Source organism: Sphingobacterium sp. UBA7038 (assembly GCF_002494055.1).
GTDB classification, from domain to species: domain Bacteria; phylum Bacteroidota; class Bacteroidia; order Sphingobacteriales; family Sphingobacteriaceae; genus Sphingobacterium; species Sphingobacterium multivorum.
Genome location: NZ_DLAV01000023.1, coordinates 58,055 through 80,208, shown reverse-complemented (window position 1 = coordinate 80,208; position 22,154 = coordinate 58,055). Strand labels below are relative to the sequence as shown.

At 38.5% G+C, this 22,154-nt stretch carries 16 protein-coding genes; 10 read left to right on the top strand and 6 right to left on the bottom strand.

All coding sequences use genetic code 11. The features are described 5' to 3' along the window. Window positions 1-85: 85 nt before the first annotated feature. Both B3H30_RS15960 and B3H30_RS15955 read left to right on the top strand, forming a co-directional pair. On the top strand, window positions 86-397 hold the full coding sequence (locus B3H30_RS15960; protein WP_286775025.1) for a hypothetical protein: 312 nt from the start codon (window positions 86-88) through the stop codon (window positions 395-397). Next, window positions 397-1,356 (top strand): hypothetical protein, encoded by a 960-nt coding sequence (locus tag B3H30_RS15955; protein ID WP_286775026.1) that lies wholly within the window; start codon window positions 397-399, stop codon window positions 1,354-1,356. Before B3H30_RS15960 ends, B3H30_RS15955 begins: the two co-directional genes overlap by 1 nt. Window positions 1,357-1,432: 76 nt before the next feature. On the opposite strand, the gene B3H30_RS15950 is transcribed toward B3H30_RS15955, so the two are convergent. Beyond that, entirely contained in the window at window positions 1,433-2,596 is a 1,164-nt protein-coding gene (locus B3H30_RS15950; protein WP_286775027.1) for a hypothetical protein, read from the bottom strand. 187 nt (window positions 2,597-2,783) lie between these two features. Between B3H30_RS15950 and B3H30_RS15945 the strand changes: the two genes are divergently transcribed. Continuing rightward, a complete protein-coding gene (locus B3H30_RS15945; protein WP_286775028.1) occupies window positions 2,784-4,628 on the top strand; it encodes a DNA polymerase III subunit gamma/tau in 1,845 nt (614 codons plus the stop codon). 76 nt (window positions 4,629-4,704) lie between these two features. Next, window positions 4,705-5,493: a 23S rRNA (guanosine(2251)-2'-O)-methyltransferase RlmB gene (gene rlmB / locus B3H30_RS15940; RefSeq protein ID WP_286775029.1), complete on the top strand. Its 789-nt coding sequence runs from the start codon at window positions 4,705-4,707 to the stop codon at window positions 5,491-5,493. 60 nt (window positions 5,494-5,553) lie between these two features. Here rlmB and B3H30_RS15935 read toward each other — a convergent pair whose 3' ends face one another. Both B3H30_RS15935 and B3H30_RS15930 read right to left on the bottom strand, forming a co-directional pair. Beyond that, on the bottom strand, window positions 5,554-7,320 hold the full coding sequence (locus tag B3H30_RS15935) for an AMP-dependent synthetase/ligase (RefSeq protein ID WP_286834593.1): 1,767 nt from the start codon (window positions 7,318-7,320) through the stop codon (window positions 5,554-5,556). A 177-nt stretch (window positions 7,321-7,497) separates the two neighbouring features. After that, window positions 7,498-9,375 (bottom strand): DEAD/DEAH box helicase, encoded by a 1,878-nt coding sequence (locus tag B3H30_RS15930; protein ID WP_286834591.1) that lies wholly within the window; start codon window positions 9,373-9,375, stop codon window positions 7,498-7,500. A gap of 263 nt (window positions 9,376-9,638) precedes the next feature. On the opposite strand from B3H30_RS15930, the gene B3H30_RS15925 reads away from it, so the two are divergent. The 6 genes from B3H30_RS15925 to B3H30_RS15900 all read left to right on the top strand — a co-directional run bounded on the left by B3H30_RS15925 (window position 9,639) and on the right by B3H30_RS15900 (window position 17,693). Continuing rightward, window positions 9,639-10,253: an RNA polymerase sigma factor gene (locus B3H30_RS15925; RefSeq protein ID WP_088160693.1), complete on the top strand. Its 615-nt coding sequence runs from the start codon at window positions 9,639-9,641 to the stop codon at window positions 10,251-10,253. A gap of 131 nt (window positions 10,254-10,384) precedes the next feature. Further along, entirely contained in the window at window positions 10,385-11,347 is a 963-nt protein-coding gene (locus B3H30_RS15920) for a FecR family protein (RefSeq protein ID WP_088160694.1), read from the top strand. A gap of 163 nt (window positions 11,348-11,510) precedes the next feature. Beyond that, entirely contained in the window at window positions 11,511-14,864 is a 3,354-nt protein-coding gene (locus tag B3H30_RS15915) for a TonB-dependent receptor (RefSeq protein WP_232475714.1), read from the top strand. 220 nt (window positions 14,865-15,084) lie between these two features. Further along, a complete protein-coding gene (locus tag B3H30_RS15910; protein ID WP_088160696.1) occupies window positions 15,085-16,440 on the top strand; it encodes a hypothetical protein in 1,356 nt (451 codons plus the stop codon). Window positions 16,441-16,496: 56 nt separating this feature from the next. After that, on the top strand, window positions 16,497-17,300 hold the full coding sequence (locus B3H30_RS15905; RefSeq protein ID WP_088160697.1) for a hypothetical protein: 804 nt from the start codon (window positions 16,497-16,499) through the stop codon (window positions 17,298-17,300). Between the two features lie 78 nt (window positions 17,301-17,378). Continuing rightward, the gene (locus tag B3H30_RS15900) at window positions 17,379-17,693 is read left to right on the top strand and encodes a hypothetical protein (RefSeq protein WP_145327588.1); all 315 of its coding nucleotides are present in this window, start codon (window positions 17,379-17,381) and stop codon (window positions 17,691-17,693) included. A gap of 5 nt (window positions 17,694-17,698) precedes the next feature. Here the strand turns inward: B3H30_RS15900 and B3H30_RS15895 are convergent, their stop codons facing one another. From B3H30_RS15895 to B3H30_RS15885, 3 genes are all read right to left on the bottom strand, one after another. Further along, a complete protein-coding gene (locus tag B3H30_RS15895; RefSeq protein WP_088160699.1) occupies window positions 17,699-19,057 on the bottom strand; it encodes a S41 family peptidase in 1,359 nt (452 codons plus the stop codon). Window positions 19,058-19,263: 206 nt separating this feature from the next. Next, a complete protein-coding gene (locus B3H30_RS15890; RefSeq protein ID WP_088160700.1) occupies window positions 19,264-20,589 on the bottom strand; it encodes an OmpA family protein in 1,326 nt (441 codons plus the stop codon). A gap of 144 nt (window positions 20,590-20,733) precedes the next feature. After that, complete coding sequence (locus tag B3H30_RS15885; protein ID WP_075991683.1) at window positions 20,734-22,068, bottom strand: OmpA family protein; 1,335 nt, start codon at window positions 22,066-22,068, stop codon at window positions 20,734-20,736. Between the last annotated feature and the right edge of the window lie 86 nt (window positions 22,069-22,154).

Below are 22,154 nucleotides of genomic sequence, written 5' to 3'. Positions count from 1 at the left end.
AACGTTTAGGACGCAAGTGTTGTTTTATGTTTAAATTTTTTGTTTAGTTTATTATTTGTTAATATATGATATTTAATATTGTGACATGAATCTTAATGTAATTTTTTTAATTAAACTCTCAATGGTTGGGGGATTAATATTGTTTTTGAATCAAAGTTGTTCAAAGGATAGTGCGACTATTGAGTCGCCTAATAAAGGTGTCATAAATTTAGAAAACAAAATCGAGGTAGTTAAATTTTTTGCATATGCTCTGAATGTGTCTGAGCGTGAAATTAAGTATGATAGTTTATCTCAGGAACTTTTTATTCCTAATACAATAGTTCGAGAGAAATATAGTCGTGTCGAAAAGGAATATAATAATGCAAATATCTACAAGGCTCAAAATAATATAAAATAATGAAAAGAATCATCATTTGTTTATGGCTGTCTTTTGGTACCTTGATTTCCTTTGCAGCACCTCAACTAAACTCATTTAATGTACTATCAAATTATCTTCAAGATGGAAAGATCAAAGTAACAGATAATGGGACATCTCAATTTGTGGCAAGTATTACCTCTACAAGAGCTAATACATCTTCTGGCTATGAATCTGTCCAAATGGAGATAACCGTTTTTGCTGAACTAGCAGGAATAACAAAAGATCTTAAAGTTATAAATATAGCAACATCAGATTATGATGGTCCCTTTTTAAAATCTGGATACCAAGTTACAGTTCAGATTCCGACAGAACTGAAAAATGCTCAAATTCGTGTAAAATATAGATATAAAGATAGTAGTGGGGCATGGGTCCCCAATTATTCACCAGGTTTCCTTTCTACTAATATTAACTATTATACAATTAATATCACCCCGCTGGCCGATCCTATTCCGTTCTTTTTAATTTCATATAAGAACATTAAATTTGGATTTAACGATGTTTTTAAACTTTCATCTAATGAAAATTTCCCTATTAATAGTTTTGATGGACATACTTCTGGTAGACAATTTTTAGCTTATTCTACAGCGGCGTCAATAGAGAAAGCTGGGGCTATTTCAATCTATGAGCATAAATTTCGTATATATGATTTAAATGGGAATTTAATTCAAGATGGCAGTGAAATTTTCTTCTACACTATAAACGCCATTGAGCCTCCTCCAGCAGCACCATCAGGCTTTACTTATAAGCATTCTAGTTCAAATATTGCTTTTTATGCATTTAATGTAAATCGTCCTGGTACTATTCCTGTCTATCATTGTGTTCATAGATCTGTTCCGAATATGCAATTATATCGCGTCAATAGAGACAATATTAATGAGGATTTATGGGATGTTAGGCAAATTGCATTTTATGCTTATCCAGTTCCAATGCCACATTAATATTTTTCATAGATTTAAAAAGTGAAAGTAAATAGCGAAGAAATAATTTAAAGAATGTATTTTTTTGCTATTACTTTTACCTAGGCTCGTAATGATAGACAATCTGATAAGACTGATTTTTTAGCTCTTCAGACAATTGACCTATATCCAGTGTTTGCGCTTGAGGAGTAGGCTCACATACAGAATAATATTTTCCATTGTACAAAATAGCGTCACCGATAGGATGTTCAAACTGGACAGCCATGGTTACATGTGTTGGATACAGCAAGGTGATCATGGGTAAATTATAAATTTCCTTCACCAAGTAAAAAAATAAGGCCACACGGTCATCACAGTCACTGTATTTATTCAATAGTGTTTGTTCCGCTGAAAGCCGCTTCTCGGACCCGAAATTCTCTTCGTCATTTTCATACAAGAATGCATACCGGGTAAAGCGCATTAAATAATCGACACCTTCCTGCTGATTTTTTCCTTTTAAATTTTCCTTGAGTGCAGGAATCAGCGATTGATAAGTCTCTTTGCTGAGTGGAATATTGAAATAAGTTTCGAAATCTACACCAGGATAGTTTTTAAAAAGATCACTGATATCTTCATTCAACTTGACGTTAAAATGGTAAGCTTTATGGCCATAATTGAACTCAATTTGCTTCTCTTTATAATTCGTTGGTACAAAATCAGGTAATTTTGTGATTTTATAACTAAAATCGTCAATAGCTTCTGGTACTTTAATCTTAACAGGAATATAGATGTCTGTGCGTTGGAAGAGTTTCCCATAATCATGAAAATTTAAACAGGTATACTTCTTTCCGTCAATTTCAAAAAAAGGAATATCAGAAATGTCTTCTTTGTTTTGAATGAAAAATATGATCTGATTATTCCCCACAGCCAAGCGAGCATCATAACCCGATTTACACATTAAAAACCATTTATATAAAGTATAGCGTGTATAATTTTCAGCTTTCGGGGCAATCTGTTGTGCGGTGCGACGAATCAGCTGATAATAGACCCAATCATTCAAATGATGTTCATCTTTGTATTCAAGCAAGCTGTTTACAAGTTGTATATAATCGGTTTGATCAGCAATTTGATAGAATTTTTGTACATGAGCTATCGTTAAGCTGTCTTTGAATGGAATATTAAAGGTAGGGGGGACATCAATGGATACCTTCCCATCATAAAAATCGAAATCATGATGTTGCGCCCAAAGCTGTTGTGAAGCACAGGTTAACCAAATTAGCATGGTCAAAAACATCCGATGTATTCCCCTTAATTTCAATTCTTAACAATTTAATAACATTGTAGTAATATAAAATTAACGATAAAATTTGCTTTTTTTGTGCATTGAAGGAATTATTATTAAAAAATTACAATCTATTTTTAGGTTTTAGATTCTCCTTTTTCATTTTTAAAATCCGTATCTTCGTGCAATGGATAATTTTATTGTTTCTGCACGTAAATACCGCCCGATTACTTTTGATTCGGTTGTAGGTCAGCAACACATTACTGGTACCTTAAAGAATGCGATTCACAACAACCAGTTGGCGCAGGCATTTTTGTTTTGTGGTCCCCGTGGTGTGGGTAAAACGACCTGTGCACGTATTTTAGCGAAAACAATAAATTGTGAAAATATTTTAGCAGGCACCGAACCTTGTGGCGAATGTGATAGCTGTAAGTCTTTCCAAAATGGAAATTCTTTCAGTATTCATGAACTGGATGCGGCATCCAATAATTCCGTAGACGATATCCGTAACTTGATTGATCAAGTGCGTATCCCACCGCAGGCTGGAAAGTATAAAATCTATATCATAGATGAGGTGCATATGCTTTCTCAAGCGGCTTTTAATGCTTTTTTGAAGACTTTAGAGGAACCACCTTCCTATGCCATTTTTATTCTGGCGACTACAGAAAAACATAAGATTTTACCTACTATTCTTTCGCGCTGTCAGATTTTCGATTTTAATCGGATCAAAGTGGAAGATATGGCTAGTCATTTAGCTCGTATCGCTGATAGAGAAGGTATTGCTTATGATCAGGACGGTTTGCATATCATTGCCCAAAAGGCAGATGGTGGTCTTCGGGATGCTTTGTCGATGTTCGATCAGATTGTCAGTTTTTCCAATAAAAATGTCACCTATCAAGCGGTAATCGATAATTTGAACATCTTGGATTATGATTATTATTTTAAGCTAACAGACGCTATTTTGACGGAAGATGCGGCGCAAACCTTGCTGATTTTCAATGAGATTTTAAATCACGGATTTGATGGTAGCCATTTTATAGCCGGTCTATCAGCGCATTTCAGAAATTTACTGGTGGCTAAAGAGCCAACTACGCTTAAATTGTTGGAAGTCAGTGATAGTATTCGTCAAAAGTATCTACAGCAATCCCAAAAAGCCTCTCCAGGATTTTTGTTGTCTGCATTGAATATTTCCAATCAATGTGAAATAAACTATAAGACAAGTAAAAATCAACGCTTACAGGTTGAACTTTCACTCCTCAAGACATGTCATATTGCAAGTGCAATTAAATTGAGCCAGCTAGGATCCATACAGATTCCTTCGGCAACCGAGGGTGTAAAAAAAAAACTTCCTGAGCCAGTAGTAGGACAACCACAACAAAGCTCGGTAGGCCTTAATCCGCAAGCGACTTCTCCAGCGAATGCTCCTGTCGTTGAAAATCAGGTGACACCGCATCCACAAGCTAAGCCCGTAAATTATCAGGCTTCCGAGACAAAGGAAGAGGTGAAAAAAGATATTATTTCCAATGTGCCTCCTAAAGTAAAAAAAGGGGGCTGGGGAGCATCTACTGCAGCAATTATTCCGTCTTTGCCGGATTTGAATACCATATACGATAACAATGCGGTTGCCAAAGAAGGTGATGAACCTGAATTAATACGTGGAAGCGAACAACGTGATGTTTCATTCGGCCAATTTATTGCTGTTTGGAATAGTTATGCCGAACAGCTGAAAGCAGAAAACAAGATTAACTTGTATACCATGATGACTGCTATGCAACCCCGCTTAAATGGGGTATTGATTGAAATTGATGTCGAAAATGGTGTTCAGATGGATGTATTGCAAAGTGCGAAGGTTGATGTGCTGAACTACCTGCGTGTGAAACTTCAGAATTTTTCACTGGACCTGCAGGGGGTAATGATGGAACATACAATTTCACGCAAACCCTATACTTCTCAAGAGAAGTATCAAGCTATGGTCAATAAAAATCCGCTCTTAGATACTTTGCGGAAGGAGTTTAACTTGGGACTAAGCTAATTCAAACACGCTAATTATTTTTATTTTTGTACATTTGCAAACTCTTCTGTGAAGAGGCAGATATTTAGTATTTATTATGCAAGGAAATTTTCAGAGACGTGATCGCGACCACGGGGAAAGACGTGAAGTGAATCAGATGGTATTTGGTATTCGTGCTGTCATCGAAGCAATCGATAGTGGTAAAGAGATCGAGTCATTATTTATACAACGTGGTTTGAGCGGTAGTTTGATTCTAGAATTGAAAACCTTGTTAAAGGAACATAATATCGCTTCTCAACAGGTGCCAATTGAAAAATTAAACCGGATAACACGTAAAAATCATCAAGGTGTAATTGCAGTTATTTCTCCAATTACCTATCATGATATAGAGGAACTTCTCCCTCAGATTTATGAAAAAGGTGAAACTCCCTTACTTCTAATGTTGGATGGAGTGACTGATGTGCGCAATTTGGGAGCCATTGCACGGACTGCTGAATGTTCGGGAGTACATGCCATCATTGTTCCTAAAAAGGGGTCAGCTGAGGTTAATCCTGATGCGATTAAGACATCTGCTGGGGCCCTCTATAAAATCCCTGTCTGTCGCCATGATAGCCTGTCAAAAGTTGGAAAATTTTTGATTGATTCAGGTGTGCAGTTAGTTGCCAGTACAGAAAAAACAACCTCGAGTATCTACGATGTAGATTATACGGGGCCAACTTGTGTGATTATGGGAGCAGAAGATGTTGGTGTTTCCAATGATCTAATCCGTATTGCAGACAATCTCGCCAAGATACCAATGTACGGTGAAATAAGCTCATTAAATGTATCTGTTTCAGCTGCAGTTGTTATCTATGAAGCGATTCGCCAACGGATTGTTAAAAAATAAAGAATATAATTTAGTTGATTACAAAAAAGCCTTTGTCAAAAACAAAGGCTTTTTTGTAGACTAGTTTTGATAAATATCTTCAATCTCTTGTTCGTATTTTTGCAAGATAACTTTTCTTTTCATTTTTAACGTCGGTGTCAATTCACCGGTTTCAACGGTCATTTCGTCGGGAACTATGATGAACTTCTTGATCTGTTCCCAGCTGCCAAAATTTTGATTAATACGGTTGAGTTCCGATCCCATTTTCTGTTTCAGTTCTGGGCTATTTAGAAAATCTAGTCTAGAAAGATTGGCAAGGGCGGGAAAAGCACTTCTTGACCATTCTAGAAGATTATTATAGTTGGGAACAATCAACGCCGCAGGAAATTTGCGGCCTTCTCCAAGTACCATAGCCTGTTCGATAAATGAAGATTCGACCAGTTTAGATTCGATCTGCTGCGGAACGATATATTTTCCTCCAGAAGTCTTGAACATCTCTTTCTTTCGGTCTATAATTTTAAGAAATTTACCGTCTACCCATTGGCCAATGTCCCCAGTATAAAGCCAGCCATCCTTGATCGCTTCTGCTGTTGCCTCTGGATTTTTATAATAGCCAATCATATTATTCTCGCCTTTAGTCAATATTTCTCCATCGTTAGCAAGCTTTATTTCGATATGAATTAACGGTAAGCCTACAGTACCAATTTTCATACCTCGTTTATAGCAGTTTACAGCGATACATGGTCCCGCCTCAGTGAGGCCATAACCTTCATATATTGGAATCCCTGCTGCCATATACAGACGGATTAATCTTTCCTGTAAAGCAGCACTCCCGGAGGCAATCCCTTTGATGTCACCACCTAATGCTTCGCGCCATTTTGAAAAAACTAATTTACGGGCAATGTTCAGTTGAAAGTCATACCACCATGTACGTCCCTCCAGTTTGTATTGTTCGCCGACGCTCAAGGACCAGAAGAATAGCTTACGCTTGACTCCTGTTAATTGCTCTCCTGTAGCCATAATCTTCTCATAAACTTTCTCCAATACACGAGGTACAGCGGAAAAAATATGTGGTTTAACGGATTTAAAATCTTCACCTATCGTATCCATCGATTGAGCAAAGAAGATTGTCAAACCTTTGTACATATATACATATTGGAATACGCGTTCATAGGCATGACAAACTGGAAGAAAGGAGAGGGCACGATCACCTCGTTCGACAGGAAAGGAATATTCACTACTCAACGTATCTGCCAATAAATTTTTATGAGACAACATAACACCTTTGGGATTTCCTGTTGTGCCAGAGGTGTAAATGATGGACGCCAATGTATCGGTTTTTATACCATCACGTAGTTGGTTTAGCGTTTCATCTGTAATGATCTCGCCCTTGGAAACGAAGTCATGCCAATGGTTTAGACCATCCTCTTTGTCTAGACTGTAAATAGCATTTAGTTGCGGACAATTATCTTGTATCGTTAATATCTTTGTGTATAGTGTCTTTGAACTAACAATACACTTCCTGATTTCGGCATGATTGAAGATATACGTGTAATCTAAGGTTGAAATATTAGGGTAGATGGCGACTACTACAGCTCCAATTTGTTGAATGGCAAAATCAAGGATATTCCACTCGATGCGGTTCTCACTAATTAATGCTACTTTCTCTCCAGGCTGAACGCCTAATGCGATCAAACCTTTAGATGTCTCGTTGATCTGTTCAATAAATTGAGTATTGCTTACTTGTACCCATTCGTTATCTTTTCTGAAAGAAAACATTGGGAAATCCGGGGCAATACTATATTGCAAGTATGCTAAATCAAATAATCTTGTTGCTACTATTGGCATGTTAGAAGTCCAGTTCGTATAATACAGCTAATTTACGCTTTTTTATAGAGACTATTATATTGGCAGGAGATATTAGTGCCTGTACTGTTAGGAGGGGAAATAAAAGAAAAGACTCTGGCATCTCAAGCTGATCGCTTTTGTACCAGAGTCTTTAACTCTTATGCTAAGTACTAATGATTAGTATTTGCTTTTTGATTCTTTACGTTTTCCAGAGAAATCACGGAAGCCGCCGCCATTGCCGCTGCGCTCGCCACGATCACGACGCTCACCACTGAATCCGCCTTCACGTCTTCCGCTGCGTTCGCCGCCACCATATCCACCTTCACGTCTTCCACCGCGATCACCACCACGGTATCCACCTTCACGTCTTCCGCCACGATCACCACCACGGCTTCTTCCGCCACGGTCGCTACGACCTTCACCTCTTGCTTCACCAGATACTTCGATACGTACTTGACGACCGTTGTAATCTACACCTTGGAATCCTTGGAATACTTTTTCTACTTCTGCATCTTGAACTTCGAAGAATGTGAACACGCCTTTCAAATCAATTTTACCGATTGATTTTCCTGAAATATTCGCATTGTTACAGATGAAGCCCAACATATCTCCACGAGAGAATTCATCTACTGAACCTAAATTCATAAATAAACGCGTGTAGCCTTTTGAACCTTCACGTGAACGACCATCACGTCTATCACCGCGGTCTTCACGACCACCGTCACGCGCTTCGATATTTAAATCAGGTGCATTTTTGTAATAATCCAAGAAACGGTTGAACTCAAGAGAAGCGAATCTTTTGATGATATCTTCTTTTGAAAGTGACTCCAAATTTTCCATAATTGCAGGCAAGAATGGGCTGATTTGTTCGTCGTTTACTTCAACATTTTCAATCTTTTTAACGATAGAAAATAATTGTTTTTCGCAAACTTCAGCACCTTGAGGTACTTGTTTTTTCTCAAAAGGCTTACCGATGATCTTTTCAAGATGACGGATTTTGCTTAGCTCTTTTACGTTTACCAAAGAAAGTGAAATACCAGTTTTACCTGCACGGGCTGTACGGCCTGAACGGTGTGTATAGTTTTCTGTTTCATCAGGTAAAGAGAAGTTAATAACGTGAGTTACATCACTTACATCAATACCACGAGCGGCTACGTCTGTTGCGATCAATAATTGTAAACTACGGTCACGGTAACGTTTCATTACTTTATCACGTTGTTGTTGTGATAAGTCACCATGCAATGAATCTGCATTGTAACCATCTTTGATCAACGCTTCAGCGATATCCTGTGTTTCGATTTTTGTACGACAAAATACGATACCAAAGATATCAGGGTTTGAATCCACAATACGTTTGAACGCAGCATATTTATCTTTTGCTTTGATCAAATAATAGTGGTGTTCAATGTTGGCATTACCGGTGTTTTTTGTACCTACAGTAAGCTCAACTGGATCGGTCATATAATTCTTTGCGATACGACGTACCTCAGAAGGCATTGTCGCCGAAAATAACCAAGTTTTTTTCTCGTCAGGAGTTTCTGACAAAATGTTGTTGATGTCTTCTTTGAAGCCCATATTGAGCATCTCATCCGCTTCATCCAATACAACATATTTTACATTTGAAAAATCAATCGCATTTCTGCCGATGATATCCAACATACGACCTGGGGTCGCTACTACAATTTGCACTCCACGTCTAATTTGACGTAGCTGGTCTGAGATATTTGCACCTCCATATACAGCAACAACATGTACGTTGTCAACGTATTTAGCAAATTTTTCTAAATCTTTTGAGATTTGTAAACATAATTCCCGAGTAGGGCAAAGAATTAATGCCTGTGGGTGTTTTTGAGAAAAGTCTAATTGCTCTAATAATGGAAGACCAAATGCCGCGGTCTTTCCTGTGCCAGTTTGGGCTAATCCGACAAAATCGTCGTTACCAGTCAATAAAACAGGAATGGCTTTTTCCTGAATTTCAGAAGGTTTTTCGAAACCTAATTCTGAGATGGCATTAACAACTTCCTCACGGATTCCCAGTTCTAAAAATGGGTTCATGAAATATTTTATACAATAGGCACTATTGCCTAAGGCGTTGCAAAGGTAAGAATAATATTGGAATAAACAAATAATTTAAATAATTGATTTTTAAGGGAATCTGATTCTTTTATACCAGGTGATAATAAATTGAGCGCTGTTATATAGATTTAGCTCACTTTGAAAAGTATTATTTCGAATGTGAAACTATTTTATATACCTACAGTTTCTTTATTCATTTATTAATAGAAACTTAATATCTCAACCTTAATTTTGGTATTAGCATGAATCAAGGACCAGTTGTACATCAGCGTTGGCTACAAGCTATTAAAGAGTTTAACGATACTTCTGCTTATGAGGAATTGTATCGCTATTGCTGGAAAGATCTTTATCAGCACGCTGCCCGTCGGATCCTAGACCGACAGGATGTGGAGGATATTCTACAGGAGCTGTTTGTCCAATTTTGGGAAAGGCGGCATACAATCGACATCCAAATGAATCTTCCAGCCTATTTGAAAGGGATGCTCAAATATAAAATTATAGATTTCTTTAATTCCAATAAAGCCAAAGACAGATTGTTGGAGCACTGGAGTAAACATATATTCGACTATGTGCAGCAGCATCCAGAGGATCTCAATACGTATTTAGCCCTTGAGAAGTTGTTGGAGGAAGAGCTGGAAATTATGCCACAGAATATGCGGCAAGCGCTTTTATTGAAATGGGAACATTTATCCATTCGAGAGATAGCCATGCGTATGGGGCTGTCTGAGCAAACGGTCAAAAATAATCTTACGGAAGCATCCAAACGATTACGGAAAGCTATTTTGGGCTATCAACATGTTCAAAACGGTAGTTTTAGCCTTCTTTTGGTCTTTATTATAGACGAGCTCGCTAAGTAGCTTACCCACCTTGCCATATTCCTATTTTCTGAACTTTGATCCTTTAACAATTCTTTCATACAACATTAACTATTTCTTGAAGTACTTTGAGGCTTTTTTGCGGACTTGTATATAAACAGCAGGCATAAAAAGTGAAAAGAAGAATTTTTGAATCCTTAATCTATAGATACCAGCATAATAATGCGAACAAGGCTGAGAGGTCCCTGATTGATCGCTGGTATGATACGCTTGATCGGGAAGAACTTTCTGAAGGAGAGGTAGATGAGGTTCGATTATGGAATAATATACAGCAACGTATTGGAAGTACTGCGTCTAAAAAATCAGTGGGTCGGAGCATAATCTACTGGAGCGGAACGGTTGCAGCAAGTCTACTGTTATGTGTTAGCGTTTTATTTTGGACAAAACAGCATGATCTGAATTTCTCCCAAAGAGAAGCGAATTTAAAACCCGGTTACCGGATTTTTGAAACAGGGGCCTCACAACGTAAGCGGATATTTTTGGCCGACGGATCAACCGTTATAATGAACGCATATTCCAAAATTAAATTGGATACCGTCTCTTACAATAGGCGTGATCGAGTTGTGGAGCTTATGGCTGGAGAGGCCTATTTTGAGATCAAGAAAGATTCCTCAAAAGCTTTTGTGGTGAATGCCCGACAAATACAGACAAGGGTGCTGGGGACCTCCTTTACCGTGAAAAACTATGCGGAATTGGATGAGATATCGGTGTCCGTATTTACAGGTAAAGTGCAGGTTACTGCCAATAGCAATCCGCTGGGTGTGCTGACCCGCGGCGAACAGATCCGTTATACCAAAAATAACCACAATAGCCAGCAGGAGACTTTTGATCTGACGACACGGAATAGCTGGATTGAGGGAAGAGTTTATCTTAAGCAAAGCAGTTTTGCAGAATTGGCACTGGCGGTCAAAAGTATCTATGATGTGGATATTAAAACTGACGATCAGCGGATTGCCCAACAACGGTATAGTATGCCGATATCAAAGCAGCTGTCCTGGACGGCAACCCTGGAAAGTATCAAAGCAATTCATCACAACAAATCAAGGAAGGAGGGCAGGATAGTGCATATTTACTAATTCGGGAATAAAAAAAGAGAGCTGACGACGGCCATCGTCAACTCTGCATCATGTACCATTTGGAGATGGTATAAATAACATATACAACAACTTAAGAGATATTATATACGCATACAAATTTATGAAATTTAAGCAATACGTTACGCAAAACGATATTAAGTTTATGATAAGGACATCGTTGGTAGGTCTATTTCTTTCGATCGTGTCGGCCGAAATGCTCTTAGCTTCGGGCGCATACGGGCAGTTACTCAATAAAAAGATTACAGTTTCTTTTAGTGAATCTAATATTCCGGCGGCTTTCGAGCGTTTGGAATCCGAAAATATACATATCGCTTTCGATGCAGCGAAATATAATCTGGCAAAGAAAAAGGTAAATGCCAAAATTTTTAAAAGTAGTAGTGTCCGCGATGTCATGCGTTATCTGCTCAGGGAGACTGACCTAATGGCTCAAGACAACAGTGTCTATATTACATTAGTCGAAAAACCGGTACAGCAGAATGGGTATATTTCAGGTAAAGTTATTGATGATCGCGGTCAGCCTTTGGCTAATGCCAGCATCAAACTGATCGGTACCAATAAATCAACACAGAGCGGTATCGATGGGAGCTATCTTTTGAATGCTGAACCGGGAACCTACATATTGGAAGTCAGTTACCTCTCTTACCAGACCCAACGTATTGAAGGGGTCAAAATACAGTCCGGACAACGGACAGGGTTAAACATTGCCATGAAGACGCAGGTAAATGCGCTAGAGACGGCAGTTGTCAATGTATCGTTTAAAAAAGCTTCCGTAGCCGGTCTTTATGCGGCGCAAAAAAACGCAGCGTCGGTGACGGACGGAATATCCGCCGAACAGATCGCACGTACACCGGACAATGATATGGGGCAGGTTTTAAAACGTGTTACCGGATTGACCACTGTTAATAACCGGAACGTCATTGTGCGGGGGATGTCCGACCGCTACAATCAGGCCATGTTGGACGGTGTGGTGATTCCGAGTACTTCGCAGAATAGACGGGATTTTTCCTTTGATATTATACCGACAGAAATGGTGAGCTCGGTGGTGGTCAATAAAACGGCAACACCGGATGTATCCGCTGAATTTTCTGGCGGACAGGTTTCGGTAAATACATTGGATATTCCGGAGAAGAATTTTACGACAATACAATATGGGATAGGTGGTAATTCCCGCACAACTGGCAAAGACTTTTATCGGCTGGGGGAGCGGAAAGCATCGGAATTTTTTGGTTTTAATCATTCTTCTTCAAAACAACCTGAGGGGATATTGCCTTGGTATTGGAATGGTGAAGCCCGACGTCTGGATGCCCCCCCTGGGTATGTACTGGACGATCCAAAGTTAAATGAAGAATTTTTAATGCCGGGTTCAGATGTCAAGTATAATGACATTGATGCAATATCCCAATCTAAACAGGTCAATGCAGACGCTATGAAACTATATCGTTATAAAGCCAATCCCAACCAAAATTTTCGGTTTGCATTGGGGCGACGATATAATCTTTCAAATGGATTATTGTTTGGTTTCTCTGCTTCTGCGAATATTCGAAATGAACAAAATATTGTAGCCTTCAATAATGTGAGAGGATCCGCTATTAATGGAGCACACTATATTGACAGTACAGGAGTCGGTTTAAATGGAGCGGGTACTTCTTATCGTTTTAATAGTAGTAGTGGGTTAGTTGCGAATTTTGGGTTACAAGGGCAGGATTTTAAGCTCGCATTCAAAAATATATATGCCCGTACTTATAACAACTCCTATAATGAAAATATTCGAGCGGCCTTTGCAGACCTAAGTAATGCTCCAACAAAAAATCAGTATCAGCTGCCTGAAGCAATGTCTTTACAACAGCATCAATTAAGCGGCGAATATAAATTGCCTTGGAAAATTAAAGCGGAAGGCATGTTTGCCTATAATAAAATCAAACAACAGATTTTAGATGAGCGGAAATTGAGATATAGATTGACTACTGTATTCGATGATCAACATCTATTTCAGACTCCAAATTTGTTAAATCTTTCAGGATGGTCAAATTCATCTGTGCTGGGAAAAGATTCCCGTATGTGGACACAGATCAATGAGGATGATTATAATTGGGCAATGGCATTTTCCCGCATTTTTGGAGAAGGACGATCTGTCAGTACTTTGGTTAAAGTTGGTTATCAGGGCTGGTCTAAGAAGCGAGATTTATCCATATTTCGTTTGTTGCCCTTTACGCGTTCCTATATGCCTAATGATCCGTCAACCGCAGCACCTGCTATCGAAGCGCCTTATGATGTGTTGTTTTCGTCGGAAAATATTGGCAACGGCATTGGTCAGGCTTATTATTATCCCGAGCTTATTGGCGGAAATGTATATGACGGAAGTATGCAATCGCACGCAGGATATTTTATGTTGGATCAGAAATTATGGAATAAATTGCGCTTGGTGTATGGTGTTCGTGCTGAATATTATAACCTAAAAAATCGTCAGGACGAAATGTTTAGAAAACAGAATGGTGATCCGAATGATGACAAAAATAAATTTATAGCATATAAATTGCTTGTGCGTGAAAATAATTGGAAATTTTTACCATCCATTAATGCCACTTATAGTGTTACTAATACCTTTAATGTTCGAGGTAGCTATTCAAAAACTGCAATCCGTCCAGATTTTCGAGAAACAGGTTTTTTTGGATTTTATGACTTTGAACTGGATGCGATTATTTCAGGGGATAATGTGGAATCGACCTTTATTGATAATGTAGATCTGCGGTTGGAATGGTACCCAAGTCCGGGAGAAATTATATCATTAACGGGATTTTATAAATATCTGGATAAACCCATTGAACTGGTCGAAGATGAATCATTTACGGGTGGGGCCTATTATGTCTTTAATAATATGGAATCTGCTAAAAATAATGGGTTAGAATTTGAAATTCGTAAAAATTTAAGTTTTATAGGTGATAAAGATTGGTTAACAAATTTTTTTATCTCAGCGAATGCAACGCTTTTAAGCTCCAAAGTAAATGTATTGAGTTCGTGGAAGTATAAGATTGTTGACGGAAAGGAGTTGCCTGAGCGGATTAAAGATCGTTCTCCCGGTCAGGATCGTCCTTTGATCGGTCAATCACCATGGTTGTTGAATTTGGGAATTGGCTATTGGGGAAATTCATTCGGAACGACGGTTAGTTATAACCATAGAGGATACAGAACGAATATTACTTCCATTGATCCCAATAGAGTGGAATATGAATTAGCGCCTAAGCAACTGGACCTGCAGATATATAAACGTTTTCTCAACAATAAATTAGAAGCTAAGTTGAATATGGCGAACCTATTAGATGATTGGACTCGCTATTATCAGAATACAGAGGGATACAGTGTCGGAAATGAAAATGGAATTTATACAATCAAAAAATTTAAAGGGGACAATAGATACAATAAAGCTGATGGGGATATTATAACCTATCGAAAAAAAGAAGGGAGAAGATTTAATCTTTCATTGACATACAATTTTTAATAAGATAAAACTATCTGCGCGAGGCAGTTTCATATCACTCCTCAATAATGTACATAAGTTCCGGGTTTGTCCAAGTCGCACAACAGGGAAGTAAAATAGAAAAATACAGAAAACGGGTGATTGAAAACAACTATGCAACCTTATGAAATGCTATCCCATAGGGATGCATAGTCTAAAAAATGATCTTGTGATGGCAAAGCTAGTAATTATTTAACACAAAATGAAAAAAATCTTAACAGTAGCAAGCGTATGCGCAATCGCATTAGCTTCTTGTAACAAAGACAACGTAGGACCTAATTCAGATTTGAATGCTGGTTTGCCAAACAAACCTCAGGCAACGATCCCAACAGATGCTGCCGGTATTATTACTAAAACTACGCTTTCTGCAGATACCGTATGGAAAATTGATGGAGTTGCTTTCGTAAAACCGGGTGCGACATTGACAATTCAAGCGGGTACTTACATTACTTCTGGTAATACTAAAGCCTACACTGATAATGTCTCTGGAAAAACACACGATATTAAGGGAGTATTAGTTGTTCCAAAAACAGCGAAATTGATCGCTAATGGTACTGCTGCATCGCCTATCGTGTTTACTTCTCCGAATGCATCTGGATCCCGCAATCCTGGCGATTTCGGTGGATTGATCATATTGGGATCAGCAACAACAAACCAGCCTGCGACAACAAAAATCGAAGGATTACCGCAACCAATAGGAACAGATGTATCTTATGGTGGTTCTAGTCCAGCAGACAATTCAGGTTCATTGAAATATGTGCGTATTGAATTTGCCGGTTACAACTTGAACGATAACAATGAAATCAATGGATTAACGCTAGGTGGTGTTGGTAGCGGAACTACCCTAGAAAACATTCAAGTATCCTGGGGTAAAGATGATGGCTTCGAATTCTTCGGAGGTACTGTAAATGCGAAGTACTTGGTTGCATTATCGAATGACGATGATGACTTTGATTTCGATCATGGATACACTGGAACAATTCAATATGCCTTATCATTAAAGGATCCTAATTCAACAAATAGCACATCAAGCGGTAGCTCGGATTCAAACGGTTTGGAGTCGGATAACGAAGGTACAGCACCATATGCAGCGACACCTAAGACTCGTCCGGTATTGAAAAATTTCACATTCTTGGGTATTAAAGATGCTAGTGTAGCTACGACTAAGCTGAAATTTGGTAACCGTTGGAGAAGAGCTTCACAGTATGATATTCAAAATTCGATTATCGCAGGTTATGCCACAGGTGCTGCATTTCAGGATGGTGCAACAGGTACTTTTACAGGTAATGTTGTACATGCGTATACAGCAGCATTCAGTGGTGCAACACCAGCTGGAAATCAAACAAATGTTTCAACGGATGCTGCTGCTTATTTAAAGCTAGCAGGTGGTGTTAATATTTTTTATCCAACAACATCTACATTTAATCCTGCTTTTTTAAGACCATTGTCAACTTCACCTGCATATGGTGATGGAAGTACAACTTATAAAGGTGCATTCCATCCGACAACTGCTCCTTGGACTGCAAACTGGACTCAATTTGCTCCAAAAACTTATTAATATTGATTATTTAATTGAGTGAGCCATGCAATGGCTCACTTCTTTATCCTTTATAGATGATTAAAAATTTATTTCTCTGTTTTATAGCCCTTTGGATTGGATCCCTATTGTCTTCCTGTCAAAAAGGTGAACCTATTGTAGAAACTGAAGAATTGGCCCGGATTGCTTTTAGATCCTATAGCACTGCGTCGGTGGATGTAAAAAGAGTAACGATAGATGGAAAAGTTGCTAATCCAAACGATGCTAATTTTATTTTTATACGAAATAAAGATGCCGATTCTTCATCGGTCGTTGCATATAATAGTAATGATCAGGTCGTCCTAGAGCAACGGCTTCCGCTCAAATCAGGATTAAATACCTTTGGTGTACATAGTAAAAGTCCCATTGATCCGTCACTCGTTGTTGGGCCAAATCCCTTGGGAGATGATGTTGAATCGATTCCGGGTGTGAGGCAAGTAAAGATCTTAAATTATAATAAAACAATTTCACCTAATGGTGAGCCAATTCGATTGGCGGTTTATCAAGGTAAGCCTGTCTATGATGAAAGTTGGGGAATGGATATGGTCAAGTATGACGAAAATCCAATCCTGATTACCGACTTGATATCAGATAAAATTCCCGAAGAATTTATCAAAATACCGATTGACGCTACTTTTGTGCCAAAGGCGCAAGTATTAGATAAGGATTTAAAACCGATCCTTATAGATGGACAAAAAGTCTTTTTGTTTTTTAATTTTTCGGTAGATATCGGTATTGTATATCTCCCTCAAAAAGAATCCGATGCATATTTTGATGTTGATGCATTCTCAGAAATTGGAGGGATAGGCTATGGTTTGGATAATATCTGGCTACAGAAATAAAACTCATTACAAAACAAACACAGATACCCGTCAACACTTACATCAATGGTAAACCATTAATTCAAAAAAATAGTCATTATGAAAGGCATCAATGCTATAAAACATCGTAATTTATTTGCTATCTCCCTGAAAATTCAGGGAGATGTAGATCAGTCCGTTGATGCGGCTGCGCTGCTATCCTTAAGGAATGAAATGGCGGAGCTGAATGAACTTTATCGGCAATATTTGGAACAGTTGCAGCAGCTGGAAGACATCGTACAGGACTATGAATCGAAGGAGCGAACCATTCGTTCGAAAATCTTGTCTCCTTCTCTTCGCAAATTAGCCAAAAATGGACAGACTGGAGCCGATCTACGTATGATCATCACCTCATTAAATTCTTGTGCACACTGATAAAATTATTTTTCGGTCTTATCCTCTGTACTCACTTCGATAGGTATTACCTGATAAGTACTTCCTCTATATTTGGGGGATAAAATGTTCGTCTTTTCTGTTGTATTGATAGTGCCCTTGACTCTGGTGTTTTTATCACGAATTGTTCGTAACACTTCCCGGATCAATGGATCTCTGGTGTCACCTATTGGGGGTAAAGGTAAAAAGGCAAATTCGTCGATCTTGATAGAAGGAGTAATTCCGTTGCTATAATCTCCTTGTCCCATTTTATTGTATATTTTATAGATCATGGGAATCAAATGCCAAGCACGTTCAGTGCCATGAATTTCCTCAGGTGTAGATAGTGTGGTCGATGCCATATCTTTTCCATAGGTTTTATCGCCAACCTGTACAACCTGTACATAGGGATGTAATCCATTAATTAACATTTCGGACGCAGATGCCGTGTTTGGCCCTGTGAGTATAAAAATTCTTTTTAAATGTAAACCTTGTTTTAGAACATCTTTTGCTGAAAATGAATAGCCATCGGGCTGACCTTGCAGTGCTGCTGCGAAGCTGTCTTCTCTATTTTTGATATTTTTGTTGCCTTGGTATTTGGCAAAAATGTCGTTTTCCTTGATGTCTGCCAATAAGAGTGCGCAAAATGAGGCGAAAGCAACCTGTCCACCGGGGTTATAACGTAAATCGACAATAAGTTCTTGTACCTGTTGGGACTTGAAATTTTGGACCGCTTCCAATAATGAATATGCCCCACTAAAGTCAAATTGACTTAAAAATATATAGCCTACCGTGGGGGAGGAGGAGATGAGTTTAGCGGTATAGAGGACAGGCTGGGAAATATAGGAAGAAGGCAGATGAAAGATTTTGCCATCGTTTCGCGTCAAATGCATTGCCGGTAAAATCAAGGATTTGCTTAGTAGCGATTTCAGGTTGCTCTGGTCGATAGGCTCGTTGTTGATGTGGCTTATGCTGTCTCCCCTTTTGAGTCCTATTAAATCTCCTTCGCTGAAGGGAACAATCTGGGTGATCAGTTGGATGGTTTTACCTGTTGTTTGGAGTTGTACCATATCGAACCCAAAAGTATTTGTTAGCGTATTTCCATAGGTATCACTATTTAGGGTTTGTAAGATAGTGGAAAAATGATCTTCGGGGTATAGGATATGTTTGAAAAATAAATCTGGACTTTGTTGGTAATCTTGGGTTGATCCAATTTTATAATTCCAGTAGTAGTAGCGTTTCATTTGGTCTAATGTCCACTGGTTGATGGTTTCATTTGAGCCGGGTTCGTGAAGTGGTGGATCCTTTTCACAAGAGGAAAAGATCAACGAAAAGAAAGCCAACACAAGAGCATGGGGTCTACGCATTTTTTAAATTTTGCTTTATTAAAAATACGTGTTATGCTGTTTGTTTGGAAGTTATCTTTTTGTTGCTCAAATGTTTATTTACTTTAAATAGGGGGATCTTTTTACGTTTACCTTATCAAAGAATAAGATTTCGATAAGAAAAGGAGTAATAAAAAAGGCATCACTTCACGTGATGCCTTTGGCTTGTATAAATCAAAGAATATCGATTAATAAAGCGTGAACTCTACGCGACGGTTTTGTTGACGACCATCAGCGGTTTTGTTTGATGCGATCGGTTGGTCAGGGCCATAACCTGTCGCTTCAATACGTGATGCATTAGCACCTTGAGATACTAAATAAGCTTTTACCGATTCAGCGCGTTCTTTTGATAAACGCATGTTCAATTCACGGGAACCTGTATTATCGGTGTGACCAGCTAGTTTTAAGCTAAAATTTTTCTCGATTAACAGTTCGGCTACTTTATTTAATGTCGCGTATGACGTAGGACGTATGGTTGCTTTTCCTAAATCGAATTCCAGGTTTTTGATTGCGTCAGCAACAACTTTTCGGTCAGCCTCTGTTACAACAACCTTCTCAACCACTCTTGTTTCGTTTTTAACAACAATTGGACATCCTGCACCGTCTACCTGAACACCTGAAGGTGTGCCTGGGCATTTGTCATATTTGTTAGCTACACCATCACCATCATCATCTTTCAGGTCACTGTTTAGGCCATCCAATTGATTTTGTAGTGCTTGGTTTTTAGCATTTAAAGCATCATTTTGTGCTTTAAGATCATCATATTTCAATGTGTAGTCGTTAACTAAGGTCGCTACTGGATTTGAATTGTTCAAAGCCGGTTTGCTACCATTACCCAATGCAAATTCTAAACCACCATGGATGTAAGTAAACAAGTCATTCTTATATTGACCACCTTGAATACCGTCAAAGTTTTGGTTAACCCAATTTAACTGATAACCCAACTCGAAGTTGATCCCTTTGGCAACAGCAAATTTAAGTCCCATGTCCAATGGTACGTAAATTTTGGAAATGCCATCCGATTCTTGGGAAGTTGTTCCTGTCGTCAACGTAGTTTTGCTGTTCATCACACCAACACCTATTGATGCATAAGGTTTGATGAAACTGTTAAAGAATCTCCAATTGGTATTTGCTGCTTGGAACTCTCCAGATAATGCAGCGGACCAAGGTGTTTTAGCTTCAAAAGATTGCGTTCCATCTTTAAATGCGCCACCTGTTTTACCGCCAAAGTAGCTTGCTTTAATGCCAAAAGAAGGAGATATTTGTTTCTTGATATAAGCACTGTAACCCAGGTTCCATGCCAAATCCTCATAATCTGCACGGTTAAAACCAGCAATATTGGTTTGGTTAGTCACCCCTGCACCGATACCAATAGACCATGTTCTGTATTGCGTAACCGGACCAAATGGTGTTGTTCCTTCAATGGATGATCCCTTCGCATTTTGGGCAATTGCATTATTGGTAAATAAGCCCGCTGATGCTAGAGCAAGTACTAATTGTAATTTTAGTTTCATATAATTTGTGTTTGTATAAACTGATGCAAAAGTAATAAGTTAAAAATTAAATTCACTATAGGTTTGTAGTTGAAATATGATATTTGGTAAATAAAAAGGTGTTTCTGTTAAAAACACCTTTTTATTAGTGTAATTTGTTAGTTATTAATAAAGTGTAAATTCAACACGGCGATTCTGTTGACGACCCGCTGCGTTTTTATTGGATGCAATCGGTTGGTCTGGACCATATCCAGTTGCTTCGATGCGCGACGCGTTAGCACCCTGAGATACTAAATATGCTTTTACAGACTCTGCACGCTCTTTAGATAAACGCATATTTAATTCACGTGAACCTGTATTGTCGGTGTGACCTGCGAGTTTTAAACTAAAATTCTTCTCGATCAATAATGCAGCAACTTTATTCAATGTTGCATACGAAGTGGAGCGAATCGTTGCTTTACCTAAATCGAATTCTAAGTTTTTGATCGCTTCAGCAACAACTTTTCGATCGGCTTCGGTAACGACTACTTTTTCAACAACTTTGGTTTCGTTTTTCACAACAATTGGACAACCTGATCCGTCAACCTGAACACCTGAAGGTGTGCCCGGACATTTATCATATTTGTTGGCAACACCGTCACCGTCGTCATCTTTTAGATCATTGTTTAGACCGTCCAATTGACCTTGCAAAGCTTGGTTTTTAGCATTCAATGCATCATTTTGAGCTTTTAGATCATCGTATTTTACTGTATAGTCATTCACAAGGGTTGCGACAGGATTTGAATTATTCAATGCAGGTTTGCTGCTGCTGCCCAATGCGAATTCTAAGCCGGCATGTGCGTAAGTAAATAAGTCATTTTTATATTGTTGATCAACTGTTCTGTTGTCAAATCTTTGGTTTGCCCAATTCAATTGGTATCCCAATTCAAAGTTAATACCTTTGGCAACAGCGAATTTCAAACCAAAATCTGCGGGAACATAGATCTTAGAATAAGAATCTCCATATTCACCTTTGTTACCACCAGCGATTGCAGCAGTTTCAGCATTCATTACCCCAACACCAATCGATGCATAAGGTTTAATAAAACTGTTGAAAAATCTCCAATTCGTGTTGGCTGCTAAAAACTCACCAGATAAGGCAACTGACCAAGGAGTTTTGGTTTCGAATCCAGTTTGCTTGTCGCTGTTATCATAACCAGCTGTCTTTCCGCCAAAATAAGTTGCTTTTAATCCGAATGATGGCGAGATTTGTTTCTTGATATAAGCACTATATCCTAAATTCCAGTCTAGTTTGTCATAACCACCATTGTTAAACTTGGCGATATTCTGCAAGCTTGTTACACCGGCTCCTACACCGATAGACCAGGTTCTATATTGTGTTGCCGAACCTAATGGAGTTGTGCCTTCGATTGATGCTTCTTTTGTGCTTTGCGCAAAGGATGCGGTGGATAAAATTCCTGCCGCAACAAGTAATCCTGATTTTTTAAGGCTAATTTTCATAATGCGTGTTTGTAAAATTATCTACTATAATACTGTTGTTAAATTAACTCACTGAACACTCTTGCAATAAATTTGCCAAAAATTAT